The sequence below is a fragment of the Mycobacterium sp. DL genome (assembly GCF_039729195.1).
Taxonomy (GTDB): Bacteria; Actinomycetota; Actinomycetes; order Mycobacteriales; family Mycobacteriaceae; genus Mycobacterium; species Mycobacterium hippocampi_A.
Genome location: NZ_CP155796.1, coordinates 1,989,404 through 2,015,160, shown reverse-complemented (window position 1 = coordinate 2,015,160; position 25,757 = coordinate 1,989,404). Strand labels below are relative to the sequence as shown.

General features: G+C 67.1%; 22 protein-coding genes. 8 read left to right on the top strand and 14 right to left on the bottom strand.

All coding sequences use genetic code 11. The features are described from left to right. Positions 1 to 56: 56 nt before the first annotated feature. On the bottom strand, positions 57 to 761 hold the full coding sequence (locus ABDC78_RS09665) for a sigma-70 family RNA polymerase sigma factor (protein WP_178362015.1): 705 nt from the start codon (positions 759 to 761) through the stop codon (positions 57 to 59). Positions 762 to 958: 197 nt separating this feature from the next. Here ABDC78_RS09665 and ABDC78_RS09660 point away from each other — a divergent pair, with 197 nt between their 5' ends. The 3 genes from ABDC78_RS09660 (at position 959) to ABDC78_RS09650 (ending at position 3,859) form a co-directional block, all read left to right on the top strand. Beyond that, positions 959 to 1,906, top strand: coding sequence for a helix-turn-helix domain-containing protein (locus ABDC78_RS09660; protein WP_218621490.1), 948 nt, complete (start codon positions 959 to 961; stop codon positions 1,904 to 1,906). Between the two features lie 121 nt (positions 1,907 to 2,027). Next, positions 2,028 to 2,462, top strand: coding sequence for a Rid family hydrolase (locus tag ABDC78_RS09655; protein ID WP_178362014.1), 435 nt, complete (start codon positions 2,028 to 2,030; stop codon positions 2,460 to 2,462). Positions 2,463 to 2,464: 2 nt separating this feature from the next. Next, a complete protein-coding gene (locus ABDC78_RS09650) occupies positions 2,465 to 3,859 on the top strand; it encodes an FAD-dependent monooxygenase (protein WP_178362013.1) in 1,395 nt (464 codons plus the stop codon). A gap of 34 nt (positions 3,860 to 3,893) precedes the next feature. Here the strand turns inward: ABDC78_RS09650 and ABDC78_RS09645 are convergent, their stop codons facing one another. Then, entirely contained in the window at positions 3,894 to 4,781 is an 888-nt protein-coding gene (locus tag ABDC78_RS09645; RefSeq protein ID WP_178362012.1) for a universal stress protein, read from the bottom strand. Between the two features lie 237 nt (positions 4,782 to 5,018). Between ABDC78_RS09645 and idi the strand changes: the two genes are divergently transcribed. Then, a complete protein-coding gene (gene idi / locus ABDC78_RS09640; protein WP_178362011.1) occupies positions 5,019 to 5,579 on the top strand; it encodes an isopentenyl-diphosphate Delta-isomerase in 561 nt (186 codons plus the stop codon). Here idi and ABDC78_RS09635 read toward each other — a convergent pair. The 7 genes from ABDC78_RS09635 to ABDC78_RS09605 all read right to left on the bottom strand — a co-directional run bounded on the left by ABDC78_RS09635 (position 5,561) and on the right by ABDC78_RS09605 (position 14,851). Then, positions 5,561 to 6,562 carry a DUF5914 domain-containing protein gene (locus ABDC78_RS09635; RefSeq protein WP_178362364.1) on the bottom strand — a complete coding sequence of 334 codons (1,002 nt, stop codon included), beginning with the start codon at positions 6,560 to 6,562 and terminating at the stop codon, positions 5,561 to 5,563. The two genes, idi and ABDC78_RS09635, sit on opposite strands and share 19 nt — an antisense overlap. An 8-nt stretch (positions 6,563 to 6,570) precedes the next feature. Further along, positions 6,571 to 8,103, bottom strand: a complete 1,533-nt coding sequence (locus tag ABDC78_RS09630) for an FAD-dependent oxidoreductase (RefSeq protein WP_178362010.1) — start codon at positions 8,101 to 8,103, stop codon at positions 6,571 to 6,573. Positions 8,104 to 8,106: 3 nt separating this feature from the next. Beyond that, positions 8,107 to 9,051 (bottom strand): phytoene/squalene synthase family protein, encoded by a 945-nt coding sequence (locus ABDC78_RS09625; RefSeq protein ID WP_178362009.1) that lies wholly within the window; start codon positions 9,049 to 9,051, stop codon positions 8,107 to 8,109. Next, positions 9,048 to 10,553 (bottom strand): phytoene desaturase family protein, encoded by a 1,506-nt coding sequence (gene crtI / locus ABDC78_RS09620; RefSeq protein ID WP_178362008.1) that lies wholly within the window; start codon positions 10,551 to 10,553, stop codon positions 9,048 to 9,050. Before crtI ends, ABDC78_RS09625 begins: the two co-directional genes overlap by 4 nt. Continuing rightward, on the bottom strand, positions 10,553 to 11,602 hold the full coding sequence (locus ABDC78_RS09615; RefSeq protein WP_347133489.1) for a polyprenyl synthetase family protein: 1,050 nt from the start codon (positions 11,600 to 11,602) through the stop codon (positions 10,553 to 10,555). The genes crtI and ABDC78_RS09615 overlap by 1 nt, the downstream gene beginning before the upstream one ends. A 289-nt stretch (positions 11,603 to 11,891) precedes the next feature. After that, positions 11,892 to 14,150, bottom strand: a complete 2,259-nt coding sequence (locus ABDC78_RS09610) for an MMPL family transporter (RefSeq protein WP_178362362.1) — start codon at positions 14,148 to 14,150, stop codon at positions 11,892 to 11,894. A gap of 68 nt (positions 14,151 to 14,218) precedes the next feature. After that, entirely contained in the window at positions 14,219 to 14,851 is a 633-nt protein-coding gene (locus tag ABDC78_RS09605; RefSeq protein WP_178362361.1) for a TetR/AcrR family transcriptional regulator, read from the bottom strand. Between the two features lie 106 nt (positions 14,852 to 14,957). Here ABDC78_RS09605 and ABDC78_RS09600 point away from each other — a divergent pair, with 106 nt between their 5' ends. The 4 genes from ABDC78_RS09600 to ABDC78_RS09585 all read left to right on the top strand — a co-directional run bounded on the left by ABDC78_RS09600 (position 14,958) and on the right by ABDC78_RS09585 (position 20,205). Further along, positions 14,958 to 16,532: a bifunctional 3-(3-hydroxy-phenyl)propionate/3-hydroxycinnamic acid hydroxylase gene (locus ABDC78_RS09600; protein ID WP_178362007.1), complete on the top strand. Its 1,575-nt coding sequence runs from the start codon at positions 14,958 to 14,960 to the stop codon at positions 16,530 to 16,532. Between the two features lie 35 nt (positions 16,533 to 16,567). After that, positions 16,568 to 17,425 (top strand): alpha/beta fold hydrolase, encoded by an 858-nt coding sequence (locus ABDC78_RS09595; RefSeq protein WP_178362360.1) that lies wholly within the window; start codon positions 16,568 to 16,570, stop codon positions 17,423 to 17,425. Next, entirely contained in the window at positions 17,422 to 18,432 is a 1,011-nt protein-coding gene (locus ABDC78_RS09590) for a VOC family protein (protein ID WP_178362006.1), read from the top strand. The genes ABDC78_RS09595 and ABDC78_RS09590 overlap by 4 nt, the downstream gene beginning before the upstream one ends. 249 nt (positions 18,433 to 18,681) lie before the next feature. Next, positions 18,682 to 20,205 (top strand): HNH endonuclease signature motif containing protein, encoded by a 1,524-nt coding sequence (locus ABDC78_RS09585; protein WP_178362005.1) that lies wholly within the window; start codon positions 18,682 to 18,684, stop codon positions 20,203 to 20,205. Between the two features lie 42 nt (positions 20,206 to 20,247). Here ABDC78_RS09585 and ABDC78_RS09580 read toward each other — a convergent pair whose 3' ends face one another. The 5 genes from ABDC78_RS09580 to ABDC78_RS09560 are packed head-to-tail and all read right to left on the bottom strand — an operon-like array spanning position 20,248 to position 25,696. After that, positions 20,248 to 21,675 carry a carboxylesterase family protein gene (locus tag ABDC78_RS09580; RefSeq protein WP_178362004.1) on the bottom strand — a complete coding sequence of 476 codons (1,428 nt, stop codon included), beginning with the start codon at positions 21,673 to 21,675 and terminating at the stop codon, positions 20,248 to 20,250. Next, positions 21,672 to 22,178, bottom strand: coding sequence for a VOC family protein (locus ABDC78_RS09575; protein ID WP_178362003.1), 507 nt, complete (start codon positions 22,176 to 22,178; stop codon positions 21,672 to 21,674). Before ABDC78_RS09575 ends, ABDC78_RS09580 begins: the two co-directional genes overlap by 4 nt. A 1-nt stretch (position 22,179) precedes the next feature. Next, positions 22,180 to 23,424, bottom strand: a complete 1,245-nt coding sequence (locus ABDC78_RS09570) for a DUF1214 domain-containing protein (RefSeq protein WP_178362002.1) — start codon at positions 23,422 to 23,424, stop codon at positions 22,180 to 22,182. Next, positions 23,424 to 24,575: a sulfotransferase gene (locus tag ABDC78_RS09565; protein ID WP_178362001.1), complete on the bottom strand. Its 1,152-nt coding sequence runs from the start codon at positions 24,573 to 24,575 to the stop codon at positions 23,424 to 23,426. The genes ABDC78_RS09570 and ABDC78_RS09565 overlap by 1 nt, the downstream gene beginning before the upstream one ends. Next, positions 24,572 to 25,696 carry an LLM class flavin-dependent oxidoreductase gene (locus ABDC78_RS09560; RefSeq protein WP_178362000.1) on the bottom strand — a complete coding sequence of 375 codons (1,125 nt, stop codon included), beginning with the start codon at positions 25,694 to 25,696 and terminating at the stop codon, positions 24,572 to 24,574. Before ABDC78_RS09560 ends, ABDC78_RS09565 begins: the two co-directional genes overlap by 4 nt. Between the last annotated feature and the right edge of the window lie 61 nt (positions 25,697 to 25,757).

Here is a 25,757-nt window from a genome sequence, read left to right as displayed (position 1 = left end):
CTTGCTCGTAGTTCGGTCTTCGGGCTGGTTTGTAACGCCGGTGCGACGTGTTGTCGCTACCCCGTTTTCTGCTGAACCCGGAAGTACCCGCGGTCAGCGGCGAGGGCAGCCAACAGGACGCGCAGCTGGGATCGGCCCCGGTGGATTCGTGACATGACGGTGCCCAGCGGCGTGGACATGATGTCGCTGATCTCCTTGTAGGCAAGGCCCTCGACGTCGGCGTAATACACCGCCATCCGGAACTTGAGGGGCAAGGCATCCAGTGCGTTCCTGATGTCGTCGTCGGGCAACGACTCCAACACCTCTACCTCCGCGGAGCGCAGCGCTCGCGGTGAACGCTCTGCGTCGGCTGCCAGCCGCCGGTCGGAGATCGTCTCGATCGGCAGCTCGGTGGGCCGGCGCATCTGCTTGCGGTAACCATTGATGTGGGCATTGGCCTGGATGCGGAAGAGCCACCCTTTGAGATTGGTCCCTTGCTGAAAGGTCCGAAAACCCTTGTACGCCCGCACCATGGTCTCCTGCACCAGGTCTTCGGCGTCAGCGCGCTGCAGGGTCATCCTCATGGCCCCTCCGAACAGCGTGTCCATGAGTGGGATCACGTCGCGCGCGAAACGCGCCGCCAGGTCGGCGCCGGTGTCCTCCGGGATCGGGGCGGGGCGGCCACTGATCTGCAGAGGTACATCGGGTCCGATATCGACGTCGTCCGTAGACGCCTTGGCGGGGTCGCTCGGAGTGATCCCGCTGACGGGATTGGTGGCCATGCGCGTCTCTCTCCTTGGAATCTGTCGACCCGGAAGGCCGTGGCCGTTGCAGCTGACCCGCTTCCGCCCACGGTGCAGCCATGAACAGCTTCTTTGCTGCACGACGAGATGTGTTATCAAGTTTGGGAGTCGCGCGGTCCGGTTACCAGATCGGGTTGTGCCGTTCTCGGCAAGGATCGTGCCAGGAGGTGGTCGGAGTGGCCCGAGCCACACAGAAGGTGGCGCTGCTGGTGTTGCCGCGGGTGATCGCCATGGATTTCAGCATCGCCGCGCACGTGCTGGGCGGGCATCCGGGCTTCGAGCTGCTGGTGACCGGGCATGCCGGGCATGCGGGTCCGGAGGATGGCGTCACGATCGTGCCGTCGCAACCGCTGGCCGTGGTGGGTGACGCGGACGTGGTGGTGGTCCCGGGATTCGGCGATCCGCACGTACCGCCGCCGGATGTCTACCTGGACGCGATCGCCAACGCCGCGCGGCGGGGCGCCACCGTGGTCGGTATCTGCACCGGGTCGTTCGCGCTGGCCGCCAGCGGTATCACGGACGGCCGCAAGGTGACGACGCATTGGCAGTTCACCGAGCAGCTCAGAGAGCTGTATCCGAGTACGACGGTCGTCGAGGATGTGCTGTACCTCGAGGACGGCAACCTGCTGACGTCCGCGGGGGCCGGCGCGGGGATCGATGTGGGCCTGCACCTGATCCGCAACACCTTCGGTGTCGGGTCCGAGCTCGCGGTGAGCAGGGAGCTGATTGCGCCGCCGACTCGTCCCGGACAGCAGCCGCAATACGTCGACGTGCTCAGCCCGCCCAGCGCCGATCTGGCCGAGACGCGGAACTGGGCGCTGCAGCGCCTGGAGCAGCCGCTCACCGTGGATCAACTGGCCCGCCACGCGACGATGTCGCGGCGCACCTTCATCCGCCGGTTCGGCGAGGAGACCGGCATGCCGCCCGTGCGCTGGCTCACCCTGCAGCGGGTGCTGGTCGCCCGGCGGCTCCTCGAGACCTCGGACTGGTCCGTCGAACGGATCGCCGCGGCCTCCGGCCTGGGCACCGCTGCCAACCTCCGCATCAGCTTTCGCCGGGAGACCGGCCTGCTGCCCAGCGACTACCGCCGCCGGCACCGCCGGGCGTCCGACGTGACGGGCTGAGCGACGCAGGCGGCACACCCTGGCACGATGCTTGCCAAAAACGGCACCGCCCGATCTGGCCGCCCGAGCACACCGGCTCTTAGCGTGAGAAACACATCTCAACGCGATATAGGAGCACGTCATGGCAACGGAACAGGTCGAGAGCTGGGGCGTCCCGTGGGAGCAGGCGTTCGGCTACGTCCAGGCCGTCAAGCACGGCGACACAATCCATCTGGCCGGTCAGTTCTCCCACGACGGCACCGGGCTCGTCGCCCCGGCCCCCGTGGACGAACACGGCCGGGTCACCGACTACAGCACGATGGCCGAGCAGATGCGCACGACCTACGCGAACGCGACCGAGCTGCTTGCCCGGTTCGGCGCCACGCTCGACGACGTCGTCGAGGAGGTGGTCTACGTGTTGGACATGGACAGCGCGTTCGCCGCTGCCGGCCCGGTGCGAAAGGCCGCCTTCGGCATGGAGCTGCCGCAGGTGGCGACCACCATCCTGGTCACGCCACGGCTCGCGCGGCCCGGACAGCTCGTGGAGATCAGTTTCACCGTCAAGCTGAAGTCCTAGGCGTGGCTGATACCGACCGTGCCGTGTTCGACCGCCTGACCCGAACCCATTCGCCGGCGCGAACCCCGAAGATGCTCGGCACCGCATGCGTACTGGGTGGCAGCATCGCCGGCCTGATGGCCGCGCGGGTACTCGCCGATCACGCCCACACCGTGCTGATCGTCGAACGCGACGATGTCGAGGCCGACGGCCGTCCACGAGTGGGCGTCCCGCACGATCGACAAGGGCACGTCCTGCTACCGGGTGGTTTCGCGCAGCTCGAACGCTGGCTGCCCGGGTTCACCAGTGAGGCACTGGATCACGGTGCCCTGCTCGTCGATTACAAGCAGCAGGCCGTGTACCTCGGCGATGCACAGCGGCTGCCGAATCGCGACATGTCGATCCTCGCGGGTACCCGCCCGCTTCTCGAATCCCGGATCCGGGCCATGGTTCTGGCGTTGCCCAACGTGTCGATCCTGTCGGCCCGGGCGACGGGTCTCGACTTTCGCGACGGCGCGGTGCACGCCGTGCGGTACGCGAGACGAGATGGCGAACACGTCGTCGGTGCCGATTTCGTGGTGGACGCCACGGGGCGATCCAGCAAGACATCGGAGTGGCTCGAGCAGGCCGGCTTCCCACGTCCTCGGCTACACCGGGTACGCACCGACATCAATTACGCGACAGCACTGTTCGAGCGTTCGGGGGATCCCGGTGAGCTGCCACTGACTGCGCTCGCGCATTTCGACGGGCCGTCCGCGCCGGATGGGTTGGCTCTCGGCACGACCCTCGTGGCTGAGGAGGACCAATGGATGGTGATGCTCGCGGCCTACGAACCTGCTCGGCCTCCGCGGACGCTCGAGGACTTCCGTGCGACGTGCGCCAAACTGCCGCCCGTCTTCGGTCACGCGGCCGGGGGGCAGTTGACCCGCGAGATACAGACATACCGACAAGCCGACAGCCGCCGCCGCGACTTCACCGGACTGGACCCGTTCCCGGCGCGCCTGGTCTGCGTCGGAGACGCGGTGGCGTCCTTCAATCCCATTTACGGACAGGGCATGTCGTCAGCGGTGCTGCATGCGAGCTGCCTGTCCGAGTATCTGATCGCCAACCCGCTGCCGCAGGGCATGGCGACGGAGTTCTTCGACATGCAGGCCGTGGTGACCGACGCTGCGTGGGCTCTCTCGGCCGGGGCCGACGCCGCCAGGCTGGATGCGCTTCAGGGCGTGGAGGTGTCCGTGGAACTCGAACAGCAGCGATGGGCCATGGATCAAGTGGTCCAAGCCACCTTGAGCGACCAGACGGTCGCCGACGCCTTCAGCGCCGTCTCGTTCATGCTCGACCATCCGTCGATCCTGGCCGAACCGGCGCTGTTCGAGCGGGCAGTCGCCGCCAATGAACGGATGCCCGCCCGAAGGTGAGGCGGTCAGCACGAGGCACGGCTGCGGCCTGCGGTCACGACCGCCTGGCGACGATCACCGGTATCCGGACAGATTGCACGACCTGCGAGCCCACCGAGCCGAGCAGCATTCCGGCGAAACCGCCGCGACCGTGACTGCCCACGACCAGCAGCTGTGCCTGTTCGGCCTCCTCGAGGAGCCTGCGGCCCGGCTGGTCACGATGCACCGAGCGGCGCACGGCCACCTCGGGATAACGCTCCCGCCAGCCTGCCAGCCGCTCGGCCAGCAACAGTTCCTCCTCGGGTTCGATCTCGTTCCACCCCGAGCCGGGCAGTGCGTAGCCGGCGTCGCTCCAGGTGTGCACGGCTACCAGGTCGACCCCGCGGCGAGAGGCCTCGTCGAAGGCGACCGCGGTGGCGTGCTCGGAGGCAGGAGAACCGTCGACGCCCACGACCACGGGAGCCTGCGCCGGGTGTGGGATCAGCGGATCCTCGTCGTGGATGACAGCCACAGGGCAGTGAGAATGCTGGACCAGGCCGATGCTGACCGACCCGAGCAGTCGCCGTTCCCACTTTCCCAGTCCGCGACTGCCGACGACGATCATGTCGGCGTCCTTCGTCAGATCCGCCAGCGCCGGAATCGGCTGCCCGGAGATCACCTTCTCCTCCACGCGGACCTCGCCGGCTTCCCCGACTGCGGCGTGCACGACAGCCTGTGCTTCAGAAAGGATTTCGCGGGCGGCCGCCTGCTCGTCCTCGATGAAGCCTGCCGGCAGCGGGACCTGGATCCAGGCCTGCACGGCAGCCCCCGGCAGCACGTGCACGAGTGTCAGCGGAACGTGACGCATCGCTGCATCGCGGGCTGCCCAGTCGATGGCTACTCGCGACGCAGGTGAGCCGTCGACTCCGACGAGGATGCCGAGGGGTGCTGGTGGGGTGGACATCGGTGCGCCTCCTCCTGGACAGCAACTGTGCCGTCCGGTATCTCAACGCTATCGTCGCCGGGGACCCACGTCAGGGGGCCACAGTCACCTCGGCGAAGGGACGAAAGTCCTCCGCCGTCGGCCACCTCGGCCGAGATCGGTGAAGCGACCAATCCGGCCCGGTGTCGGTAACGAATCGATCATCGGCACGTGCTGACGATGCCGATCTGTCCGTCCCAGTGCTATCCGGAGGTGTTCATGAACTCCGTTCAGACCCAGGAGCTGGTGGTTCTCCTCGACGACGCGGGCCGCAGCATCGGTGCGGCGCCCAAGTCGGAGGTGCATCACGGCGCGACGCCGCTGCACCTGGCGTTCTCCTGCTACCTGTTCGACGACACCGGCCGGGTGCTGCTCACGCGGCGCGCGCTGGCCAAGCGTGCCTTCCCCGGCATCTGGACCAACTCCTTCTGCGGCCATCCGGGTCCCGACGAATCGATGCCGGGCGCGGTCACCCGCCGGGCTCACGAGGAGCTCGGGGTGGACGTCACGGAACTGCGCTGTGTGCTTCCCGATTTCCGGTACCGCGCGGTTGATGCCGGCGGCGTCGTGGAGAACGAGATCTGCCCGGTTTTCTGTGCCCGGGCAGTCGGCCCGGTGGCCGTCGACCCCGACGAGATCATGGACACCGCGTGGGTGGAGTGGGAGCAGCTGTGTACCGCTGTGCAGTTGCCATGGGCGATCAGCCCCTGGGCCATCGCGCAGGTCCCGCTGCTCGACGGTGCGGGCATCGGGCGACGGAATCAGGACCTCAGCTCGTAGAGACGCTCGGCATAGACCAGATCGTCACGCCACAGTCGGGTCGCCGCGATCCCCATCAGTGATCTGATCGCCGGGGCGACCAACATCGCCTTGTCGAAATGGCGTCGATCCGAGTGCGCGATGGTGGCCTCCACGACGGCGGTCCTGGGCAAGCCGTCCCGCCCCGGGCTCAGCGGGGTGGCGTGTGTCTCCACCACGCTGCCCTGGCCCTCGCCGTCGATGATGCGCATGACGACTGTGCGTGGGCCGGGCGTGGTGAACTCGGCGATGACCGGTACTCCCAGCCTGCCGATGCGGAAGGTCACGGCGACGACGAAGCGATCGGATTCGTCGGGAAGGTCTGCATCGATTGCCGGCGCACTGAGCACCTCGAGTCGGGTGAACGAGTACGGATGGAACCAGGCGCCGTGCCATGGATCCAGCCGGTTGGCGACGACATCACGAGGTTCACAGACACCTTCGACCCGTGTGACGGCTGCCAGTCGGGGTGCCGGCGGCCGGACGGGGATGATCGGCGCCTCGGTGGGCGTCTCGTTGCCGACGGCGTCGAGTCGCACCCAGCACAACACGCCGTCGTCGTAGGACGGGAAGGGGCGCCACCTGCCGTGACGCTGGTCGGAAAGGCGCAGACCGTGCCACGGGCACACCAGGGTTCCGCATTCCACCGGCGCGGTCGCCAGGTCCGCGCCCAGATGCGGACACGCCCGCGGCGCCACCCGCAACCCTCCGTCGGCCGCGCGCCAGGCCACGAGTTGGACCCCGCCGACGGTGGTGCCCCAGGCCTTGGCGGCGATCTGCGAGCTGGCCGCGAACGGGAACCAGTTACCGCTCGGCCGGCGCTGCGCGCGGGAGAGCGCCGCCCCGATCACCGCTGGATTGGCGTCGGCGTAGGTGGGTGCCTGCGCGGACCAGTCCGACGGTGCGAGCGTCTGGAACGGCCACGCCTTGGCCGCGCGCTCACGCAGATCCGCGAACTTGCTCATCGACCTGCTCATCGAGGCCGGCCTCCTCCCCGCGCCGCCAGTTTGCGCAGCAGCGCCGATCGACCGTGATTGGGAACCGTGTGCAGGACATGGCCTGCCAGCCCGAAGCTCTCGAGGAGGCGGTTGGCGGCAACCCATCCCGTGGTCGCCGCACGCTCCATCAGGGCCACCGGGACATCGATACGAATACCGTCCCCTGCCAACATCACTCGTGATTCCGGTGTCTGCACGTCGGGCCGCCGGGCGAAATCGCCCGGTGCGAGGCTGGGACAGTCCTGCCGACGTATCAACTTCTCGCCGACGATGGACGCGGCCGCGGTTTCGGGGTAGAGCTCGTGCATGCGCGCCACCAACGCATCCCGCACCCGGTCGTCGGATTCGGTGACGGAGTACGCATGGAGTTCCACGACCGAACCGCCGGTCCGTGCCGCCCACAGAGCGGCTTCACGTTCGTAGCGCTCCAGCACGCTGACGTTGTCGAGCGGCGGACGGCCGCCGGTGCCCATGAACGGTGCACGATCGGACCGCACCGGGCGATCGAGCCACAACCGCAACACGACAAAGGGCGGCGCATTGTCGAGCTCGGCCACCCGGGCCCGCCAGTCGTCGTCGCCGACGCCCGGCGAGGCGGCGACGATCTGGCGCAGTCCGGCGACGTCGGTGGCAAGCACCACCGCGTCTGCGGCGAATGTGGCGCCGTCCTTGCACGTCACGTGAACGTCCGAGCCCAGCGAGAGGCTCTCGACGGGTTGCCCGGTGTGGAATCGCACCCCGCGGGACTCCAGATACTGTTGCAACGGATTCCACAGTGCCACATCGAAGTTGGAGTTCGCGACGTCGAAGAGCAGACCTTCGCTCGAGCCGAGGAAGTAGATGTGGAACATCGTGACCAGTTCGGCTGCCGACAGATTCTCCGGCAGCGCGAAGAAACTACGGGCGAACACCTCGAACGCGAGATGCTGTGCCGCATCCGGGAAGTTGATGTCGCGCAGGAATGTCCCGGCGTCGACGTCATCGAGTTCGTGGTACGTCTCCGGCACCGACACCGTCGCCAACGGCGCTGCGGCCCTGGCGTCGAGGCGCACCATGTCGCGCAGTCGGAACGTCGGACTTCGCAACGCGAACACCAGTGCATTGAGCAGTGGCGTTCGCGGCAATCCGCGGAACGTGTCCAGGCGTCCTGTCGCGTCGACCAACGGGTAATCGTCGACCGGGGTCAGGGCGCTCAGGTGCGGATCTGCGCGGCGCAGTAACGATCTCAGGTTGTAGTACTGCCGGAAGAATGCGTGGAAGCCACGATTCATCGCCGTCGACGTCCCGTCGGCGAGGTTCTCGGTCCATCCGCTGACCCGTCCGCCGAGGTGGTCCCCCGCTTCGACGACGTCGACGCTGACGCCGCGCTCGCTGAGCCCGGTGGCCGCGGCGAGTCCGGCGATGCCTGCGCCGACGATGACAACGCGCGGAACTCGGTCGAGTGCCGCGGCGTCAGGGAGTCCGGGGTGGGCCGGCAGTGTCTGGCGCAGTGGATCTGTTCGATCCACGCTTCAGTTACTCCCGTGTCGTAGCCGGGCGTTCCACGACCGCACGAGACCGCTGCCGGCGACGGCGAGTCGACGGCCCTTGCCTACCGTGGCGCGCCGACCGAAGATCTCGAAGTCGATCTCCTCGATGCGCGCCAGGATCTCTGAGTACAGGGTCGACGCCGCAGCGACGCACGGGCGAGACGCCGGCGCCAGTTCGGCGATACCCGGCTGTGCGTCGGCGTAGATCTGACGCGCCGCAGCGTGCTGATCCATCAGGGCGCGACGCACCCGCGGTTCCACGCGCCTGTTGTCCTGACACCACTTCAGAAGCTCGCGGTCGACACCGTGGGCGGCGAGTTCGTCGGCCGGCAGATACACCCTGCCGCGGGTGAGATCCTCGTCGACGTCCCTGATGAAGTTGGTGAGCTGGAAAGCCTTTCCGAGCGCTGCCGCGTGCGGTGCGGCGTCTTCCCGCGGTCCGACGGTGCCCAGTATCGGCAGCAGCTGAAGCCCGATGACCTCTGCCGATCCGTACATGTACCGGTCCAGCGCCGCACGATCCGGGTAGTCGGTGACCGTCAGGTCCATGCGCATCGACGTCAGGAAGTCATCGAACAGATTCCAGCCGATGTCGTACTTGCGCGCCGTGTGCACCACCGCGGTCAGCGTGGGGTCGTCGTCGCACGGCTGGTTCTCGACCAGGGCGTTGAACAGCCTGGTGGACAGTGCCTGCAGTTGGTCGGCACGCAGCTCGCTGCCCCTGCCGTCGAAATCGTCGAGGATGTCGTCGGCACGCCGGGCGAACCCGTAGAGGGCGTGCACCGCAGGACGCTGCTTGGGTGCCAGCAGACGGGTGGCCAGAAAGAAGGTCTTCCCGTAGCGCGCGTTGATCTTCTTGCACTCGCGGAATGCCGCACGCAGTTTCGGGTCCTGAAGACCGGCTGCATCGAGCTCGGATCCAATCATCGGTGAACCTCACGTTCAGGATGGCGAACAGATACTCCGGTGATGCGGTCAGCGGCCAGCTTGCCGGACAACACCGCGGTGGGCACACCCACTCCGGGCACCGTCGAGGACCCGGCCAGAACCACGTTGTCCACGCCGCGCACGGTGTTGGCCGGCCGGAACGGCCCGGTCTGAGCGAAGGTGTGCGCCAACGCGAATGGCGTGCCCGCGGCCATGCCCTGGCGCCCCCAGTCGGCGGGGGTCACCACATGCAGCACCTCGAGATCGTCGCCGAGTTGAGGGAGTCGCGAGGAGACGGCGCCGAGCATGTCCTCGACGTAAGCCGACCCGGTGACATCCCAATCAACCTGTCCCACATCGGTATTGGGCGCGGGGGCCAATACGTAGAGCAGATCGCGGCCGGGTGGCGCCAGAGTCGGGTCGCTCGCCGTGGGCCTGGTCACCAGCAGAGACGGATCCCCCATGACCCGTCCGCGGTTGATGATGTCGTCGAAGGTCTGCTTCCAGGCGTCGCCGAAAACGATGGTGTGGTGCCCGATGTCGTCACCCATGGCCGGACATCCGACATGGGCCACCACTGCCGACGGCGCCGGCCGGAGCTTCAGCAGTCGGCGGGGTGTGCGACCCAGCAGGCGGTAGGTGTCGGGAAGCTCGGTGGTCAGCACGACTGAGTCGGCGGGAATCCGCATGCCGGTCTGGGTGCGCACCGCGGTGACCCGCGAGCCGCTCCACTCGAGATCGGAAACCTGGGAGTCGTAGACGAATTCGACTCCTGCGGCGGCAGCGGCGGCGGCCATCGCATCGGGAAGCGCCCGCATCCCGCCGCGCGGGAAGTACACCCCGGCGATGGTGTCCATGTAGGCGATGACCGCGTACACGGCCAGCGCGCTCTGCGGCGGCACCCCGGCGTAGAGCGCCTGGAAGGTGAACACCCGCAGCAGTCGCTCGTCGGACAGGAACTTGCGGATCACCTTCTCCCAGCGCCTGAAGCCGCCGAGGGCGAGCAGTCGGGCCAGTTGCGGCGTCAGCAGCGACAGCGGTGAGTCGAAGTTGGCGCCGATGAACCCGTCGAACTCGGTCTCGTAGAGCTTGGTCAGCCACGAGCGCATGCGCAGGTACTCCTCGGCCTCCCCACGGCCGGAGAACCGTTCCACCTCGGCGAACATCGCGTCGGGTTCGGTGTGCACCGCCAGGGAGCTACCGTCGGCGAACATCGCCTGGTAAGCCGGGTGCACCGGTAGCAGTTCGAGGTGGTCGGTCAGCTTCTCGCCGACCGCGGCCATCGCCTCGTCGATGATGCCGGGCATGGTCAGCACCGTGGGGCCGGTGTCGATGCGATAGCCGGAGATGTCCGCGCGTCCGACCCGGCCGCCGGGCACCGAGCCGCGTTCGACGACGGTGACCTGGCGTCCGCGCCCGGCCAGATACAGCGCCGCGGACAGACCGGACAAACCCGCCCCGACGACGACGACCCGGTCGGTCTTTCCTTCGATGGTGCGCATCACGCGGCCCTTTCGGTACAGATGACGGCCATGTCCTCGAGTGCTGAACGGGCCGCTTCGGGAAGCTCGACCGAGTCGAGATGTGCCAGCGCTCGGTTCAGGCGCTGGTCGATGAGCTGCTCGATCCACTGGACCGCGCCGCTGGCCGAGATCAGCGTCCGCCACCGCTCGGCGTCGGCGCTGTTGAGGTCGGGCGTGCTCATCAGTTCGGAGAGCTGGCGACGCAGCCCGGCGTCGGCGAGCTGGTGCGCGGCGACGATGACGCTGGTCGCCTTCTGGGCTGCCAGGTCGGTGCCGACCGACTTGCCTGTCAAGGTGGTCGACCCGAACACACCCAGCAGGTCGTCGCGCAACTGAAAGGCCTCGCCGATGGCCGCGCCGTACCCGCCGAGGGCGTCGATCACCTCGTCCGGACAGCCCGACATCGCTGCACCGATCTCCAGCGGCCGGCGCACGGTGTAATTGCCGGACTTCCGCCTCAGCACATCGAGCACCTCGTCGAGTGTCGGGAAGGTGTGCGCGTCGTTCACCAGGTCGGCGAACTGGCCGACGGCCAGCTCGATGCGCATGTCGTCATACCGGGGCCAGACTCGCGCGAGAGCTTCGGCGCCGATCCCGCTCTCGCGGAGCATCTTTCCGGCCCACACCAGGCAGAGATCGCCGAGCAGCACCGCCGCCGACTCGCCGAAACGGGCTGAAGCACCCGTCAGCGCGCGGTCGCGGTGCCAGGTGCTGAACATCACGTGCGCGGCGGGGCGACCCCGGCGTAACGCCGATTCGTCCATGACGTCATCCTGCATAAGAGCGAAGGCGTGGAACAGCTCCAGGCTCGCCGATGCGCGCAGCGCCGAATCGTCTTGTCCCGCACCACACAGCCAGCCCAGGTACATGAACGTCGACCGCACACATTTGCCGCCGTCGACAAAGCCCGACAACACCTCGTTCGCGACGCCGACGCGGGCGGCGCCCAGGTCGGTGCGACACTCGCCCGCCACGAAGTCGGTGAGATGGGACCGCACCGCGACCCGGATCTCGTCGCGCCAGTGCACCGGACCACCGGTGACGGCGTGGCCGCGGTGCCTGTGGAGATGTCGGCGCGGCGGGACCAGCGCGCGCGTGCCGCCCTCGCCCCCGCTCAACAACGTGACCTCGCGCACAGCGCTGCGCTGACATTCAGAAGTGGTCGATCTGGCATGTTCGGCAACTCGGCGTTCCCCATTCACACAATCGGCCCGGCGCTGGAAAGCAACGCCGGGCCCGCTCCGATGCGGGCCTGGCGTATGTCCATCATTCGGAGCCGTACCCCGTTTGGTTGGGTTGACGACAAAGAAAATTGCGTCATCGCTTTGACCAGTGCTTTCCCCGGGAGGGGGCGACCTCCTGGATGCCGATACGGTAGTGCAGAGTCACCAGCGGCGTCGGGGACCACCAGTTCCACCGGCCGAGGATGCGCATGAAGGCCGGCACCAGGATCAGCCGGACCAGGGTGGCGTCGACCAGAATCGCCAGCGTCAGACCGACGCCGAACATCCGCATGAACGAGACCTGCGCGGCGATCAACGCTGCGAACGAGATCGACATGATCAGGGCGGCGGCCGTGATGACCCGTCCGGTGCGGGCCAGTCCGAGGGCCACGCTGTCGTCGATATCGGCGCGGGTGCGCTCGCTGGCCAGCCAGTACTCACGGATGCGGGCGAGCAGGAAGACCTCGTAGTCCATCGACAATCCGAACGCGATACAGAACAACAGGATGGGCATCGTCGCGACCAGCGTGCCCGTGGGCGTGGTCCCGAAGGCCCCCAGGTGACCGTCCTGGAAGATCCACACCAGCGCACCGAACGCGGCGGTCAACGAAAGAACGTTCAGGACAAGCGCTTTGATCGGCATGACGACGCTACCGGTCAGCAGGAACAGCAGCACGAAAGTGACCACCGCGATCACGCCGAGCACCAGCGGTACCCGTGAGGTGATCGCCGCGACGCTGTCGCGGTTGACCTGGGCCATCCCGGTGAACTCCACGGCACGGTCCCCCGGCGTGGGCACCTCGTGCAGCCGGTCGAGTTGCTCGTCGGATGCCGGCGAGAACAGCGGAGCGCTGCTGCTGACGGTCAGAAAGGCGCTACCGTCGGATATCCCCGCGGGGGCCGCCGGTGGGCCGACCTTCGTGCCGCCGGCGAAGGTGCCGGTGGGCGCGCTGACCGGCCCCACATCAGCCACCATGGACAGCCGAGCGGCGTACTGCTCGACGTCGGGTTCGGTCAGGCCCCGGGAGTCGGGTATCACCACGGTCACCGCGGTCGCGGAGTCGTCGGCGAAGCCCTCGCGCATCCGGTCACCGACCTGGTGCGACGAAGCGGTCGCCGGGAGCACCCGATCGTCGGGGAAACCCCACTCGATGCCCAGGAACGGCAGGCCGGCGACAAGCAGCACTGCCGAACCGGCAAGACCGACGGGCACCGCCCGCCGCATCACCGCGGTCGCCCACCGGTACCAGAACAGTTGCCGCACCGGGGTGGGCGTCGGCTCACCGCGGCCACGTCGACGACGGATGCTGCGGCGCACGTCGTAGGCGTCGAGGCGGGTGCCGAGCAGCACGATCGCGGCCGGGGTGACCACCAGCGCGGCCACCGCGCACAGCGCAACGGTGGCGATGCCGGCGTAGGCGAACGACTTGAGGAAATACATCGGGAAAAGGACCATCGCGGCCAACGACAACGCCACCGTCGTCGCCGAGAAGATCACGGTGCGCCCGGCGGTGCGCATCGTGGTGGTCAACGCCTCGTCGGGTTCGGCGCCGGAGGAGATCTCCTCGCGGTAGCGGCTGATGATCAGCAGCGTGTAGTCGATGGCCAGGGCCAGGCCCAGTGCAGTAGACAGGTTCAGCGCAAAGATCGAGACATCGGTGCTCAGCGAGATCAGCCGCAGGATCGCCAGAGAGCCGACGATCGCCACAGCACCCACCGCCACCGGCAGTGCCGCGGCGAGCAGACCACCGAAGACCCAGACCAGCACGGCGAAGCTGAGTGGGATCGCGATCGCCTCCATCACCAGCACGTCGCGCCCGGTCTGCGAGTTGATCTGTGCGAACACCATCGCCGCACCGCCCGCCTGCACGGTGACATCGCGATGCCGGCTCTGGACATCCGCGACCACCTCGTCGGCAAGGGCCTGCGCCCGCTGTGGCGCCTCCTTCTCTTCCCCGGCGATCCCGGCGACGATCAGTCCGGACGTGCCGTCGACGCTGATGAGTCCGCCTGCGGCCGGCGGTGGCGCCGTCCATGCCGATACCACGCCCGTCACCGCCGACGCACCGCCGAGGCGCTCGGCGATGTCGGCCGCGGCGGCGCGCGCCGCCGGGCTCTGGACGCCGTCGGGCGCGCTGACCATCAGGATCAGCTGCGTGTTCGGCTGACCGAACTCGTCGGTGAGCAGTTGGGTCGCCCGGGTCGACTCGGCGGCGGGATCCTGGAACCCGCCGGCCGACAGGCTCTTGGTGACCGGCACGGCGAACACCCCGGCGAGGACCATCAACAACGCGGTGACAGCCAGCACGCGACGGGGTGCAGTCAAGGCCAGCACGGTGATCCGGTTCAGCACGGGCTGGTCCATGCCCAGCATTCGGCACAGACGTCAGTTTGGTTCGGTCACCGTTCGCCGGCGGCGCGTCAGAGGTTGTTCTCCTCGATCATGCGCAGCGCGGTGTCGTAGATGGCCTGGCCGTGAAGGGTGAACAAGGCGACCACATCGACACTGTCGCCTCCGACCTCCTTGGCGATGAACAGCCCGTCCGCACCGGCGATCGCATACGTCGCCAACTGGCCGACCTGAGCCTCGGACAATCCCAGCGCCAGATCGCGGATACTCGCCGACAAGGCCGCGAAGGCTTGTTCACGAACCTGCACGAACATCGCCCTCGCCTTCGGTTCGACCGGCCGCCGTTCCAGCGCGAGCATCAGACCCAAGCGGAGGAAGTCGGGCGAGTCCATCACCGCTTTCGCCGTACCGACCGCCACCTCCATCAGACGATCCCTGGCCACGACGTCCGCGGGCATCTGCCATACCTTCAGCCAGTTGCCGAAGCTGCGCTCGATGACGGCGGCAATCAGGTCGTCCTTGTCCTTGAAATGCCAGTAGATGGAACTGGCCGGCAGTTCACATTTCGCGCTGACCGCGCCGATGCTGGTGCCCTCGTAGCCACGCTCGGTCGCAATCTCGGTGGCAGCGTCCAAGATCCGGTTGCGGGACATCTCGCCGTCCGCTCGCCGACGACGGCGCTGGGGTTTGTCTGGCGCGGCCATTTTCTCCCTCACCCTTGACTCTGTAGTGATCACTACATTAGCGTAGCGATCACTACAGAACAAGTCGTCGGTCAGCGTTGACCCGGCAGACAGGTGAGAGACAGCCATGAACGATTCTTCGACCTACGACGTGGCGATCGTCGGCTACGGCCCCGTGGGTGCCACCGCAGCCAATCTGCTGGGACAGAGCGGACTCGAGGTCGTCGTCATCGAACGTGACCCCGACATCTATTTCCGCGCCAGGGCGATCTCCACCGATGAGGAGGTTGTTCGGATCTGGCAACAGGTCGGGTTGTCGGAACGGCTCACAGCCGACATGCAACCCGGTGCGGGCGCGAACTTCGTCGACGCCGAAGGTGTGCCCTTCGTCAGACTTCTCCCCACCGAGCGGGGATGCGGGCACCCTCCGCAGCAGTTCATCTATCAGCCCGCTGTGGACAAAATCCTGCGGGAAGGGGTCGAGCGCTTCCCCAACGTCTCGCTTCTGCTCGAACACGAGTGCCTTCGGGTCATCCAGCATGCCGGCGACGTCGAGTTGATGCTCGCCGACCTGACCGAGGACAAGTTCACGAGGATCCGCGCGTCATACGTGATCGCCGCCGACGGGGGGTCGAGTTCGATCCGCGGACAACTGGGTATCGGTTTCAGGGGACGCACATTCTCGGAGCGGTGGATCGTCATCGACACCAAGATGCTCGAGGAGTGGCCCGGCCATGACCGGTTGCGTTTCCACTGCAACCCCGCCCGCCCCACAGTGGACTGCCCCACTCCGCTGGGGCACCACAGGTGGGAGTTTCCGGTGCGCGATGAAGAAGACGAGAAGGACCTCCTCACCGAGGAGGTCATCTGGAACGTGCTCGGGGACCAGGGGATCACCAAGGACCACGTCGAGATCATCGGCTTCGCCTGCTACAGCCACCATGTGCGGTTCGCCGACCGGTGGCGGATAGGCCGGGTGTTCCTGGCGGGCGATGCAGCACACGCGATGCCGCCGTGGATCGGTCAGGGCATGTGCGCCGGAGTGCGGGACGTGGCCAACCTCTGTTGGAAACTCGGTGCAGTCCTCAACGGTTCACTGCCCGACGCGGTTCTCGACACCTACCAGGACGAGAGACTGCCCCACCTCAAGGAAGTCACCAACCGCGCGGTCAAGACAGGCAGACTCATCGTCGAGCGAAATCGCTTGCGCGCGAAAGTGCGCAATCACGTTCTCCGCGCCGCCAGCAAGGTGCCGTACTTCACCACATGGCTTCGCGACCATCGGTGGCTCCCCGACGCCCACTACCGGACCGGCCTGTTGGCGCTCAACGGCAATCCGGCGGAGGGCTGGCTCATCCCCCAACCATGGGTCATCGACAGCCACGGGGACCGGGTCCGGCTCGACGACATCATCGGCGGCTGTTGGACGATCCTGCACACGGGTCCCGAACGTCCATGGCAGGCCTGGCGATCGGCCGGTGTTCCCATCGTCAGGATCGCCCCGCCCGGGAGCGCGCCCCGCGCCGACTCCGTCGTCGATGCGGACGGAACGCTCATCCGCTGGCTCAGGCAGAAGAAGGCCTCGGTAGTGGCCGTTCGACCCGACGGATTCATCTACGCCGCCGGCGGCGACAAACCCCTTCCGCAACCCCCGGCCGGGTTCACCGGCGTAGTGGCCGAACGATCGAAGGAACTCGCATGACCGAACCCGCCCTCCCCGATACCGACCCGACACGTATGGGCTCCGAATACACGGTGCGCGTCAAGGATGCAGAGATCTTCGTCACCGACACCGGCGGAGTCGGTCCGGCCGTTGTGATGCTCCATGGCGGCGGCCCCGGCGCCTCCGGGGTGTCGAACTACTCACGCAACATCGCCTCGCTGGCGCGCTCTTTCCGCGTCATCATCCCCGACATGCCCGGGTACGGCCGTTCGACCAAACATGTCAACCACGATGATCCGTTTGGCCACCTCGCCGACTCGATCCGCGGCCTACTGGACGAATTACGTCTTCCCACAGCACATCTGATCGGCAATTCGTACGGAGGGGCGGCTGCCCTCCGACTGGCCCTGGACACGCCGCGCCGGGTCGGCAAGCTCGTGCTGATGGGGCCGGGCGGCATCGGCACCACCAGGGGCCTGCCCACCGACGGACTGAAGAACCTGCTGTCGTACTACGGAGGTGGAGGTCCCACCCGCGACAAGCTGTCATCGTTCATTCGGACATACCTGGTGTACGACGGCGCCGCTGTACCCGACGATCTGATCGACCTGCGCTACCGGGCCTCGATCGACCCTGAAGTGGTGGCCGATCCCCCGCTGCAGCGACCGAAAGGGCTGCGCACCCTGTGGCGGATGGACCTGACCCGGGACAAGCGGCTCCGCTGCCTGCCCAATCCGACTCTGGTGCTGTGGGGACGGGACGACAAGGTCAATCGACCATCCGGCGGACCGCTACTGCTCAACCTCATGCCCAACGCCGAGCTCGTCATGACCTCGCATACCGGCCACTGGATGCAGTGGGAGCGCGCCGAGCTGTTCAACCAGCTCGTGACCGAGTTCCTCTCCGCCGAATCACGATTGGCGACCTCATGACCGCGGGCACGGACGTTTTCGGCAAGGTCCGTCTCGGCTACCTCGTGATCGAGTCCGAGAAGTTCGGCGACTGGAAACGGTTCGGCCGCGACGGAATCGGCATGCACCTCGACGAGACGCTCCCCGACGTCATGCGGTTCCGCCTCGACGACAACGAGTGCCGGTTCCTGGTGCAACGCGGTCGGGCAGAGGACACGACGGCACTGGGATGGGAACTCGACGACCATGCCACCTTCGAGGCGATCGAGACGCGCATTCGGAGTCACGGGGTGCCGGTGACGGAGGGCCCCGCAGAGGAAGCCATGCTGCGCGGTGTCGAGCGCTTCATCAGGTTCCCCGGGCCGAACGGTCTGAACCAGGAGATCTATATCGATGCCCGGAAAGCCTCAGCGCCAGCGCAGTTGGCTGCGCGCAGTGGTTTCGTCACCGGTGTGGACGGGATGGGACACGTTGCCATCGCGACCAAGCGACCGCACCAGATGCGCGGCTACTACAGCACAGTGTTCGACGCCCGGCTGAGCGACTACATCGACGAGACCATCAGCGGACTGAAGTTCAAGATCCGCTTCCTGCGAGTCAACGAGCGTCACCACACCGTGGCCATCGCCTCGGTGAACCGTCTGCCGATCAATCCGATCCGCACCCGAATCCAGCACTGCAACGTCCAGGTCGCCGATCTCGACGACATGACGTCGGCCTACCAGCGGGTCAAGCATCTTGGCTTCGACATCGCGCTGTCGATCGGCCAGCACACCAATGACAAGGAACTGTCCTTCTACGCGCAGACCCCGTCCGGGTTCGAATGGGAGGTGGGCTGGAATCCGATCGTCGTCGACGAAAGCACCTGGGAACCAACCACGCATCAAGGCATCAGTATCTGGGGACACACCCCGGAGGGACAGACGATCATCGACACCCTCGATCGGTTCAGGACCGGTGTGCACTCGGTGATTCACCCTGAGGACAGCGTCCCCGCCCTTGCCGGCGCCGGGGTTGCCGACGACTGACACTTCGGCGCCAATCGACGGTGAGCACCCATTGGTGACATGGGTGCCGGCCGGGACGGTGGTGCTCGAGTACAGGCTCGACGACCGAATTCGTCGCTGGGCGAGGACCCCGCAGCCTCGAGGCAGAAGTATCACCACCAAGACCACCCGAACAGTCACCGATGTTTTGAGGCATCGTTTGTCACTTGGATGTGTTGTGTCACTTCAGTTTCAGCAGTCACACCGTTGCCCGGATTTGTCAGTGGTCGAATGTATGTTCGAATCATGTCGGGGACGGGTTTGCAGGAGGCGGTGACCGCGTTGCGGGCCGCCTTCGACGCCGTCGCCGCCTGCGATATCGACCTGCTGACCCGCGCAGAGCTGATCGGGCCCCTCGACGATCTGCAAACCCTGACCTGCCAGCTCCCCAGCGTGAGTCAGCGGCTGCTGGCCCGGCTACAGACCGAGGCCACTCCGCAGCAGCTGGGCGCCAAATCCTGGAAAGACGTCCTGACCGTCCGCTGGCGCATATCCGGGGCCGAAGCGAATCGCCGCCTGAACGAGGCCGCGGTGTTGGCGCCGCGACGCACCATCACCGGAGAGCCCCTGCCCGCAGCGCTGCCGGCGACCGCGGCCGCCCAAGCTCTCGGGCTGATCACCAGCGAGCACGTCGCGGTGATCCGCGCCGCGGTCACAAAGTTGCCGGGTTTCGTCGACGCGGCCACCGCCGCCCAGTTCGAAGTCGACCTGGTCCGCGTCGCGGTCGGAGTCGGGCCGAAGGAACTCAAAGAGACCGCCGCGCTGCGGTTGTTCCTGCTCGACCAGGACGGCCCCGAACCCGACGACACCGAACGCGCCCGCACCCGCGGCCTATCGGCAGGTAAACAACAACGCAACGGCAACATCCCCGTCCGAGGGGAGTTGACCCCCGAAGCGTGGGCGACCCTGGAGGCGATCTTCGCCAAATACGCCGCCCCCGGGATGTGCAACCCTGATGACCCCGAACCGTGCACGTCGGGCACACCGAGCCAAGCCCAGATCGACAACGACCACCGCAGCCTGGCCCAACGCCAACACGACGCGCTGGTGGTGGTCGGGCGGATCGCGTTGATGAGCGGCCTGGGCGACCTCAACGGGCTCCCGGTATCGATCATCATCCGCACCACCCTCCAAGACCTCGAGAGCAGGGCCGGGGTCGGTGTCACCGGCGGCGGCACCGTCATCCCGATCAAAGACGTGATCCGCCTCGGCGCCCACGCCCACCACAGCCTCGCGGTGTTCGACCGCACCACCGGATCAGCCCTGGACCTGTTCCGCACCAAACGCATCGCCTCCCCCGCCCAACGACTCATGCTCATCGCCCGCGACAACGGCTGCACCAAACCGTGCTGCACCGTCGGCGCCTACGGCACCCAAGTGCATCACGTCACCGCCGACTGGGCGGCCGGCGGCAACACCAACATCGACGACCTCGGCCTCGCCTGTGGACCCGACAACCGCCTCGTCAACACCCACGGCGGCTGGACCACCCGGATGAACGACCGCCACGAAGTCGAATGGATCCCACCACCGGGACTGGACACCGGCCAAACACGAATCAACTACTACCACCGCCCCGAAGCCCTTCTCCGCCCACCAGAAGAACCGGAACCTCAGGGCCCCAACGGTATCGCTCCGTCAGCCGAGTCCGCCGATCGTGATGAGGTCGGCGACACAGAATCGTGCGCCCCACCCCCGATCGACCACCCCAGCGAACCCGGCGGACCCGCACCCCCCGACAACCAAGCAGCCTGAGCACCGCGCGAACTTTCGCAGCCGCGCATTTCACTGCACCGCCTAACCGTAGGCGGGATAGCGATTCTCCCAAATGGCGAGTTGCTTTGCGCGGTGCTCACGTACGACTCCGGTCTCTGGACCGAGCAGCATCGTGGACCCGCCGACGCCGTCGTAGGGTTCCCAGGGCTCTCCCCCACGCACGAATTCCAGCCACAGATCCTGAACTGCGTCTGACATATGGCGCGCCTCTGCGTCGTCACCGGCCAGCGCAGGCGCAGCGTCCAGGTTGCCGAAAAGCAAGGGCAGGCACGAATCGTGACATGCGCCCAATCCGGCACGCGGAGAGGTCCATTGCAGTTCGTAGCGGAACACCGTGTTGCCGCGCTCGGCGTGTGCCCGGACGAACTGCTCTGTCGGCGCGGTGAAGTGGTAGTCGGTGACCATCGCGCTGGCGACATCACGAAGCGTCTGGTGGTCGGCGCCGTACGTCGCCACCACCGCGTCGGCGTCGTGACCATCCCCGGCCAGTGCCTGCGCCCTGTCCCGCACGTACTTCTCGGTGAAGACGCCCTCATCCAGCGCCGCGTCGAAGATCCGCCACTCGTCGCGCGTCGTCCCGGCGAGGACTGGGATCGCCGGCATGTCCCGGGTCCGCGCGAGCAACAACGGATGCCGTTCGATGACGCCACCGTCGATGCAGGGATGAAACGGGCCCTTCGGCGGCACGAATCCCGTGTCGATAGCACCTTGTGCAGCAATGATTTCCGCGACAGACGGTTCTCGTGTGACGGCAGACATGACTTGCTCGGCCGCGGCCGAGGCAGCCGCCGTCGACCGGACGCGCTCCAAGCCGCCACTCTGCAGGATCGCACGGTCGAAGAGTTCACACCCTCCGGCGAGCAAGGCCGATATCGCGATCGCACCGGAGGACTGGCCCGCCACCGTGACGGCGCTGGGGTCGCCGCCGAAAGCGCCGATCTGCGCGCGCACCCACTGCAGCGCGTGCCTCTGGTCGCGCAGTGTCAGGTTGGTGGAGTCGGCCCCGTGCCAGTCGGGCGCATAGAGCGCACCCAGCGCGCCGAGCCGGAAGTTCATCGTCACCACCACGATGTCGCCGCGCCGGGCCAGCCGCGAACCGTCGAGGAGCGGAGCGGACCCGTGCCCTTGCGTCTGTCCGCCGCCGTGCAGGAAGACCAGCACGGGTCGGCGGTTGTCGTCGGCCGCAGGCGTCCAGATGTTGAGCGTGAGACAGTCCTCGCTCATCGTTAGGCCGCGCTTGGCCAGCCGCTCGGGCGAGATCTCCTGCGGTGCAATCGCCCCGAACGCTGTCGCCTCGCGCACGCCTGCCCAGCTGGTCACGGGTTGCGCTGGGCGCCAACGTCGCTCGCCTGTCGGCGGCGCTGCGTATGGCACGCCGCGAAAGACGACGACGTCGCCGGTTGCGTCGCCGCGCAGTGCTCCGTAGGCGGTGTGCGCGACTGCGGTCACGGGCGCTCGGTCAGAGGGTAGAGCTGCGCCATCTCACCGTCGAGCACTCGGGTCAGGAAGTCGCGGCCCTTGAAGCTCACCACCTCCACGCGAAGGCCGCTGTGCGGGTCGCGCAGGAACGCCACACCGGCACCCGTGCGCTCCAACTCCCAACCGTCGTCCTGCAGTCGCGTCACGTCGTCGCGCCAGCGCTGCGCGTAATAACCGACGTGGTGCATGCCGCCGAGCTTCGGTTCAGCGAAGATCGAGTCAGCGGCAGCGACCACCTCGATGAGCTCCAGGTACGGCGGGCCGGAAGCGGAGAACGCGATGCGCACGGTCTGGTCGTCCGCGGATCCGTCCGGACGGGCGAAGCCACTACGCATCTCGAACGGTGGCGCCCACGTGATCTGCATGGCGCCGCCAAGAGTCCGCATGGCCGGCAACAGATCGGGGACGACATGGCCCACGTGGTAGACGTTGTCGAACGCCGACAAGGCAAGCGTCTCGCGTTTCGGGTCCATGTCAGATCCTGTACCTGCGGCGGATGGCGTCGAAGCGTGTGTGCAGTTGCGCGGCTCGCTCCTCGGGGGTGACGTGCCGGGTGGCGGCAGGCAGGACGGTGTCCAGCTCGGCTGCGCTGACGACGGTGGTGCTGACCTCGGGCAGCTGTCGACTGCCGATGACGCGCATCGTCAGGTAGCCCTCGCTGAAGCGTTGCGTGTCGATCCAGTTGTACACACCGGGGTCGTTGTGCGCCATCACCATTCGCACACGGCCATCGGAGTCGATCGCCGATCTGCTCGGTGTGTAGCTCACCGGGCGGTACAGGTAATCCATGCTGTTCCAGAACGCGCCCATATTGGTCAGCATCCAGAACTCCCCGCCGTCGGCGAACTCGAAGATCAGCGCGTCATCGGGACCGAGACGCCACGGCATCGTGACGATGAGCCGGCCGCGGCGGGCATCGCGTTGTTCCGCCGTGCCGGTGAAGCGCGCACCCGGAAACACGTTGGGCTCGGGTTCGCCGTACAACGAGCCGATCTGCAGTTCGCGATCCGGCCAGTCCGTCATCACCCCGGTGAGGAAGTCGCCGGCCCACTGCATCGAGGCGATCAGATCCTGCGGTGTCGGCACGGGACGCGGCTCGTCCATGTCGATGCGCTCGATGCTGAACTGCGCCGAGCGCTCGCCCCAGGAGTCGAAACCCTGCCGCATGAACAGTTTTCGTGAGCCCGCAGTGGTGGGCAGCCAATTCGGTCCCCGCCGTGCGCCACCGACGTAGAGGACGAAGCTGCCGTCGGGCTCGGTAACCAGGTCGTCGCCGGTGATGTTCGCCTCGGGGGTATCGCCGAAGGGTTCGTGCAGGTTGGGGTGATCGGCGCCGTAGTACACGTCCTTCTCGGGTCGCGGACCTTGGACGGTGAAGTTGAGGAACCGCGCTGTGCCGCGGTCGCCCGCGATCCGGTACGTCGAGGCGCCGTCGATCCACGCCTGCAGATAAACGAAGTCGGCGTTGTCACCGCCGAGCTTACGGCTCGGCCCGCAGAACGGGTGGATCACCGGATAGCGGGTGTCCTTGGTCTCCAGAGCCAGGTCGTAGGCCTGCCCGAGATTCTGCGTCAGGTAGCGGAACGCGTCGGCGCGCTGCAGGGCATCCGCCGGCGAGGTGTCCTTGAAGGCGAGATCGCCCGCTGCCTTGAGTCTTTCGCAGAACTGGTGCCATGCCCCGCGCAGCGCCTCGTCGTCTGCGCTGTCACCGAACGCCATCAGCGCCTCGTTTCGATGTCGATGCCGAATCGCTCGCGATAGGCGGCGAATTCGTTGTGCAGCTGCTGCACTGGAACCGGCAGTATGTCGGTGGAGTAGGTGAACTTGCCGTACCTATCGCTACGGTTGGTGACGAGGTAATCGCGCATCGCCTTCTCGGCTTCGGCCATGAACGGAAGTCCGGCGAAGTCGTAGAACCCGCCGATCGTGGCGACCGGGTCCGCGACGAAGTCACGGTAGCGGACGTGATGGATGCGCGGGTCGTCCACGAGTGGGTCGGTCAGGTAGGCGTGGAAGTTGGCCCGCGACCCCGCGATCGTGTCTTCGGCGTACCGAGTCCAATCCAGCGTTCCGGCAAGGCTCTCGTTGATCTGCCCGAACGCCACGATCTGCGAGGCGAGCACCTGCACGGGGTCGCGGTGTACCCAGACGATCCGGGCGTCGGGATAGGTGTCGAAGAGCGCCCGCAGGCGTCGGCCGTGAAACCCTTTGAGCACCCACCGCTTCGGCGGGCGAGCGTATTGGATGTGCTGCAGCATCATGCGGTGCAGGGCGTACTGCGCGTGAGGGTTCTGCGGAAAGTTCTGGATGGTCATCGGAACCCGCCACCAGGCGCTCGGATTCGTCGCGCGGAAGTCGAAGGCCCACGTGCGTTCACACTCGGGCAGCCCAGCACCGAGCAGATCGTTGTAGGGGTGGCTGACGATCCACGGTGGGATGCGGTCGAGGATCTCCCGCCAGTCGGCATCGGCCCGTCCCCGGCGCGGGTCGTCCCCCGCGGCCGGGCCGGGTGGCGGCGAGGGATACATGACCTCCCAAAAGCGCAGCGCTCGCGATTCCTCGTCCTCGGCGAGCAGAGCATGCAGCAGCGTCGTTCCCGACCGCGGCTCACCGGTGGCGAACAGCGGTGCCGTGATCCGTTCTGATGCCAGCGGCAGGCGTGCGTGATCGGTCATGAAGCGCAGGCGACTCGTCAGCAGTCCGGAGATCGTGTGTGCGGCTGCCCGCGAACCTGTTTCGTCCAGTTCGGCGCCGTTGAGGCGGTCGACGACCAGTGCCACGCGCGCGGGCAGGGTGTCATCACCGAAGTCAGTGAGCCCCGTCGACTCCTGCGCGTCCGCGATGAGGACGTTCCCGTCCAGGATTGTCATGGCGTGCTTCCTGTGAACTGCAGCAGTGCGTCCTCGACCTCACGAACTTTGTGTGCCGAGTCGGCGGCGTAGGCCTGCCCGGCCATTCCGCCGTAGTCGAGCACCGACACGATCCGGGCACCCGCCTCGCCGAATTCGGCGATCTGCGCGGCGACCTGTTTCGGTGTGCCGTGCGTAACCACAGACAGGATCGCGGCCGGGTCGACCTGCTCGAAGAGCCGGAGCAGTCTGTCCCGGCTCAGCACCCGCGGGTCGATGTCCTGGATGCCGCGCCACTGCTCCCCCATCGGATGACGGTGACCGGTGGCTGCCAGAGCGTCGGCCGTCAGTTGCAACACCAGCGATTTCACCAGCGGAGCATGCATGATCTCGCGCAGTTCGTCGGGCTCGCCGATGAGGCAGACCACCATCTTCGCCGGTGTGATCGCCTGCGGGTCGCGGCCGGACTGTTCGGCCGACTCCCGGATAGCCGCCAGCTGAGTGGCGTAAGTCTCTGGCCCGGCACTACCCGTCGGCCACCAGCCGTCTCCGAGTTCACCGACCAGCCGCAGCATGCGGGGGCCGTTGGCCCCGATCCAGATCGGTGGCGGGCCGGTGGTGTGAAGCTCGGCGTCCAGCCGGGCGTGCTCCAGCGTGAAGAACCGCCCGGCGAAGTCGATCGGCCCATCGGTGGTCCAGAACAACCGGATCAGTCGCAGCGCCTCACCGAACCGACTCACCGTGCCCTCGTGGTCGAAGCCGTACGGAGCCAGATTCTCGCGCTCGCCGGCACCGAGTCCGAGGATGAAGCGGCCGTCGGAGAGATGGCTCAGGGTCAGTGCCGACTGCGCCAGCATCACCGGGTGGCGACGGACGGTGTCGAGAACGCTCGTGGCGAGCCGCGTGCGCGTGGTGCGAGCCGCGACCGCGCCGGCGAGGGTGAGAGCGTCCAAGTAGCGGTGCGGCGACGGCGACACCTCCGCGAGGTCGGTGAACTCCGGCGTCCAGATCGAGTCCGGCCAGAAGCTGACGAGGTGATCGGGCATCCACAGGGAGTGGTAGCGGCCCTGATCGAGGGCGTCCAGCCCGCTGAGATCGAGCGGCAGAGTCGTCCGGAAGAACGAGGCCAGCTCCAAGGGCATGCAGCGCAAGCTACCGGAGGTCGGCGGCTACGTCAGCGGAATGCTGTGCATCTGCTCAGCA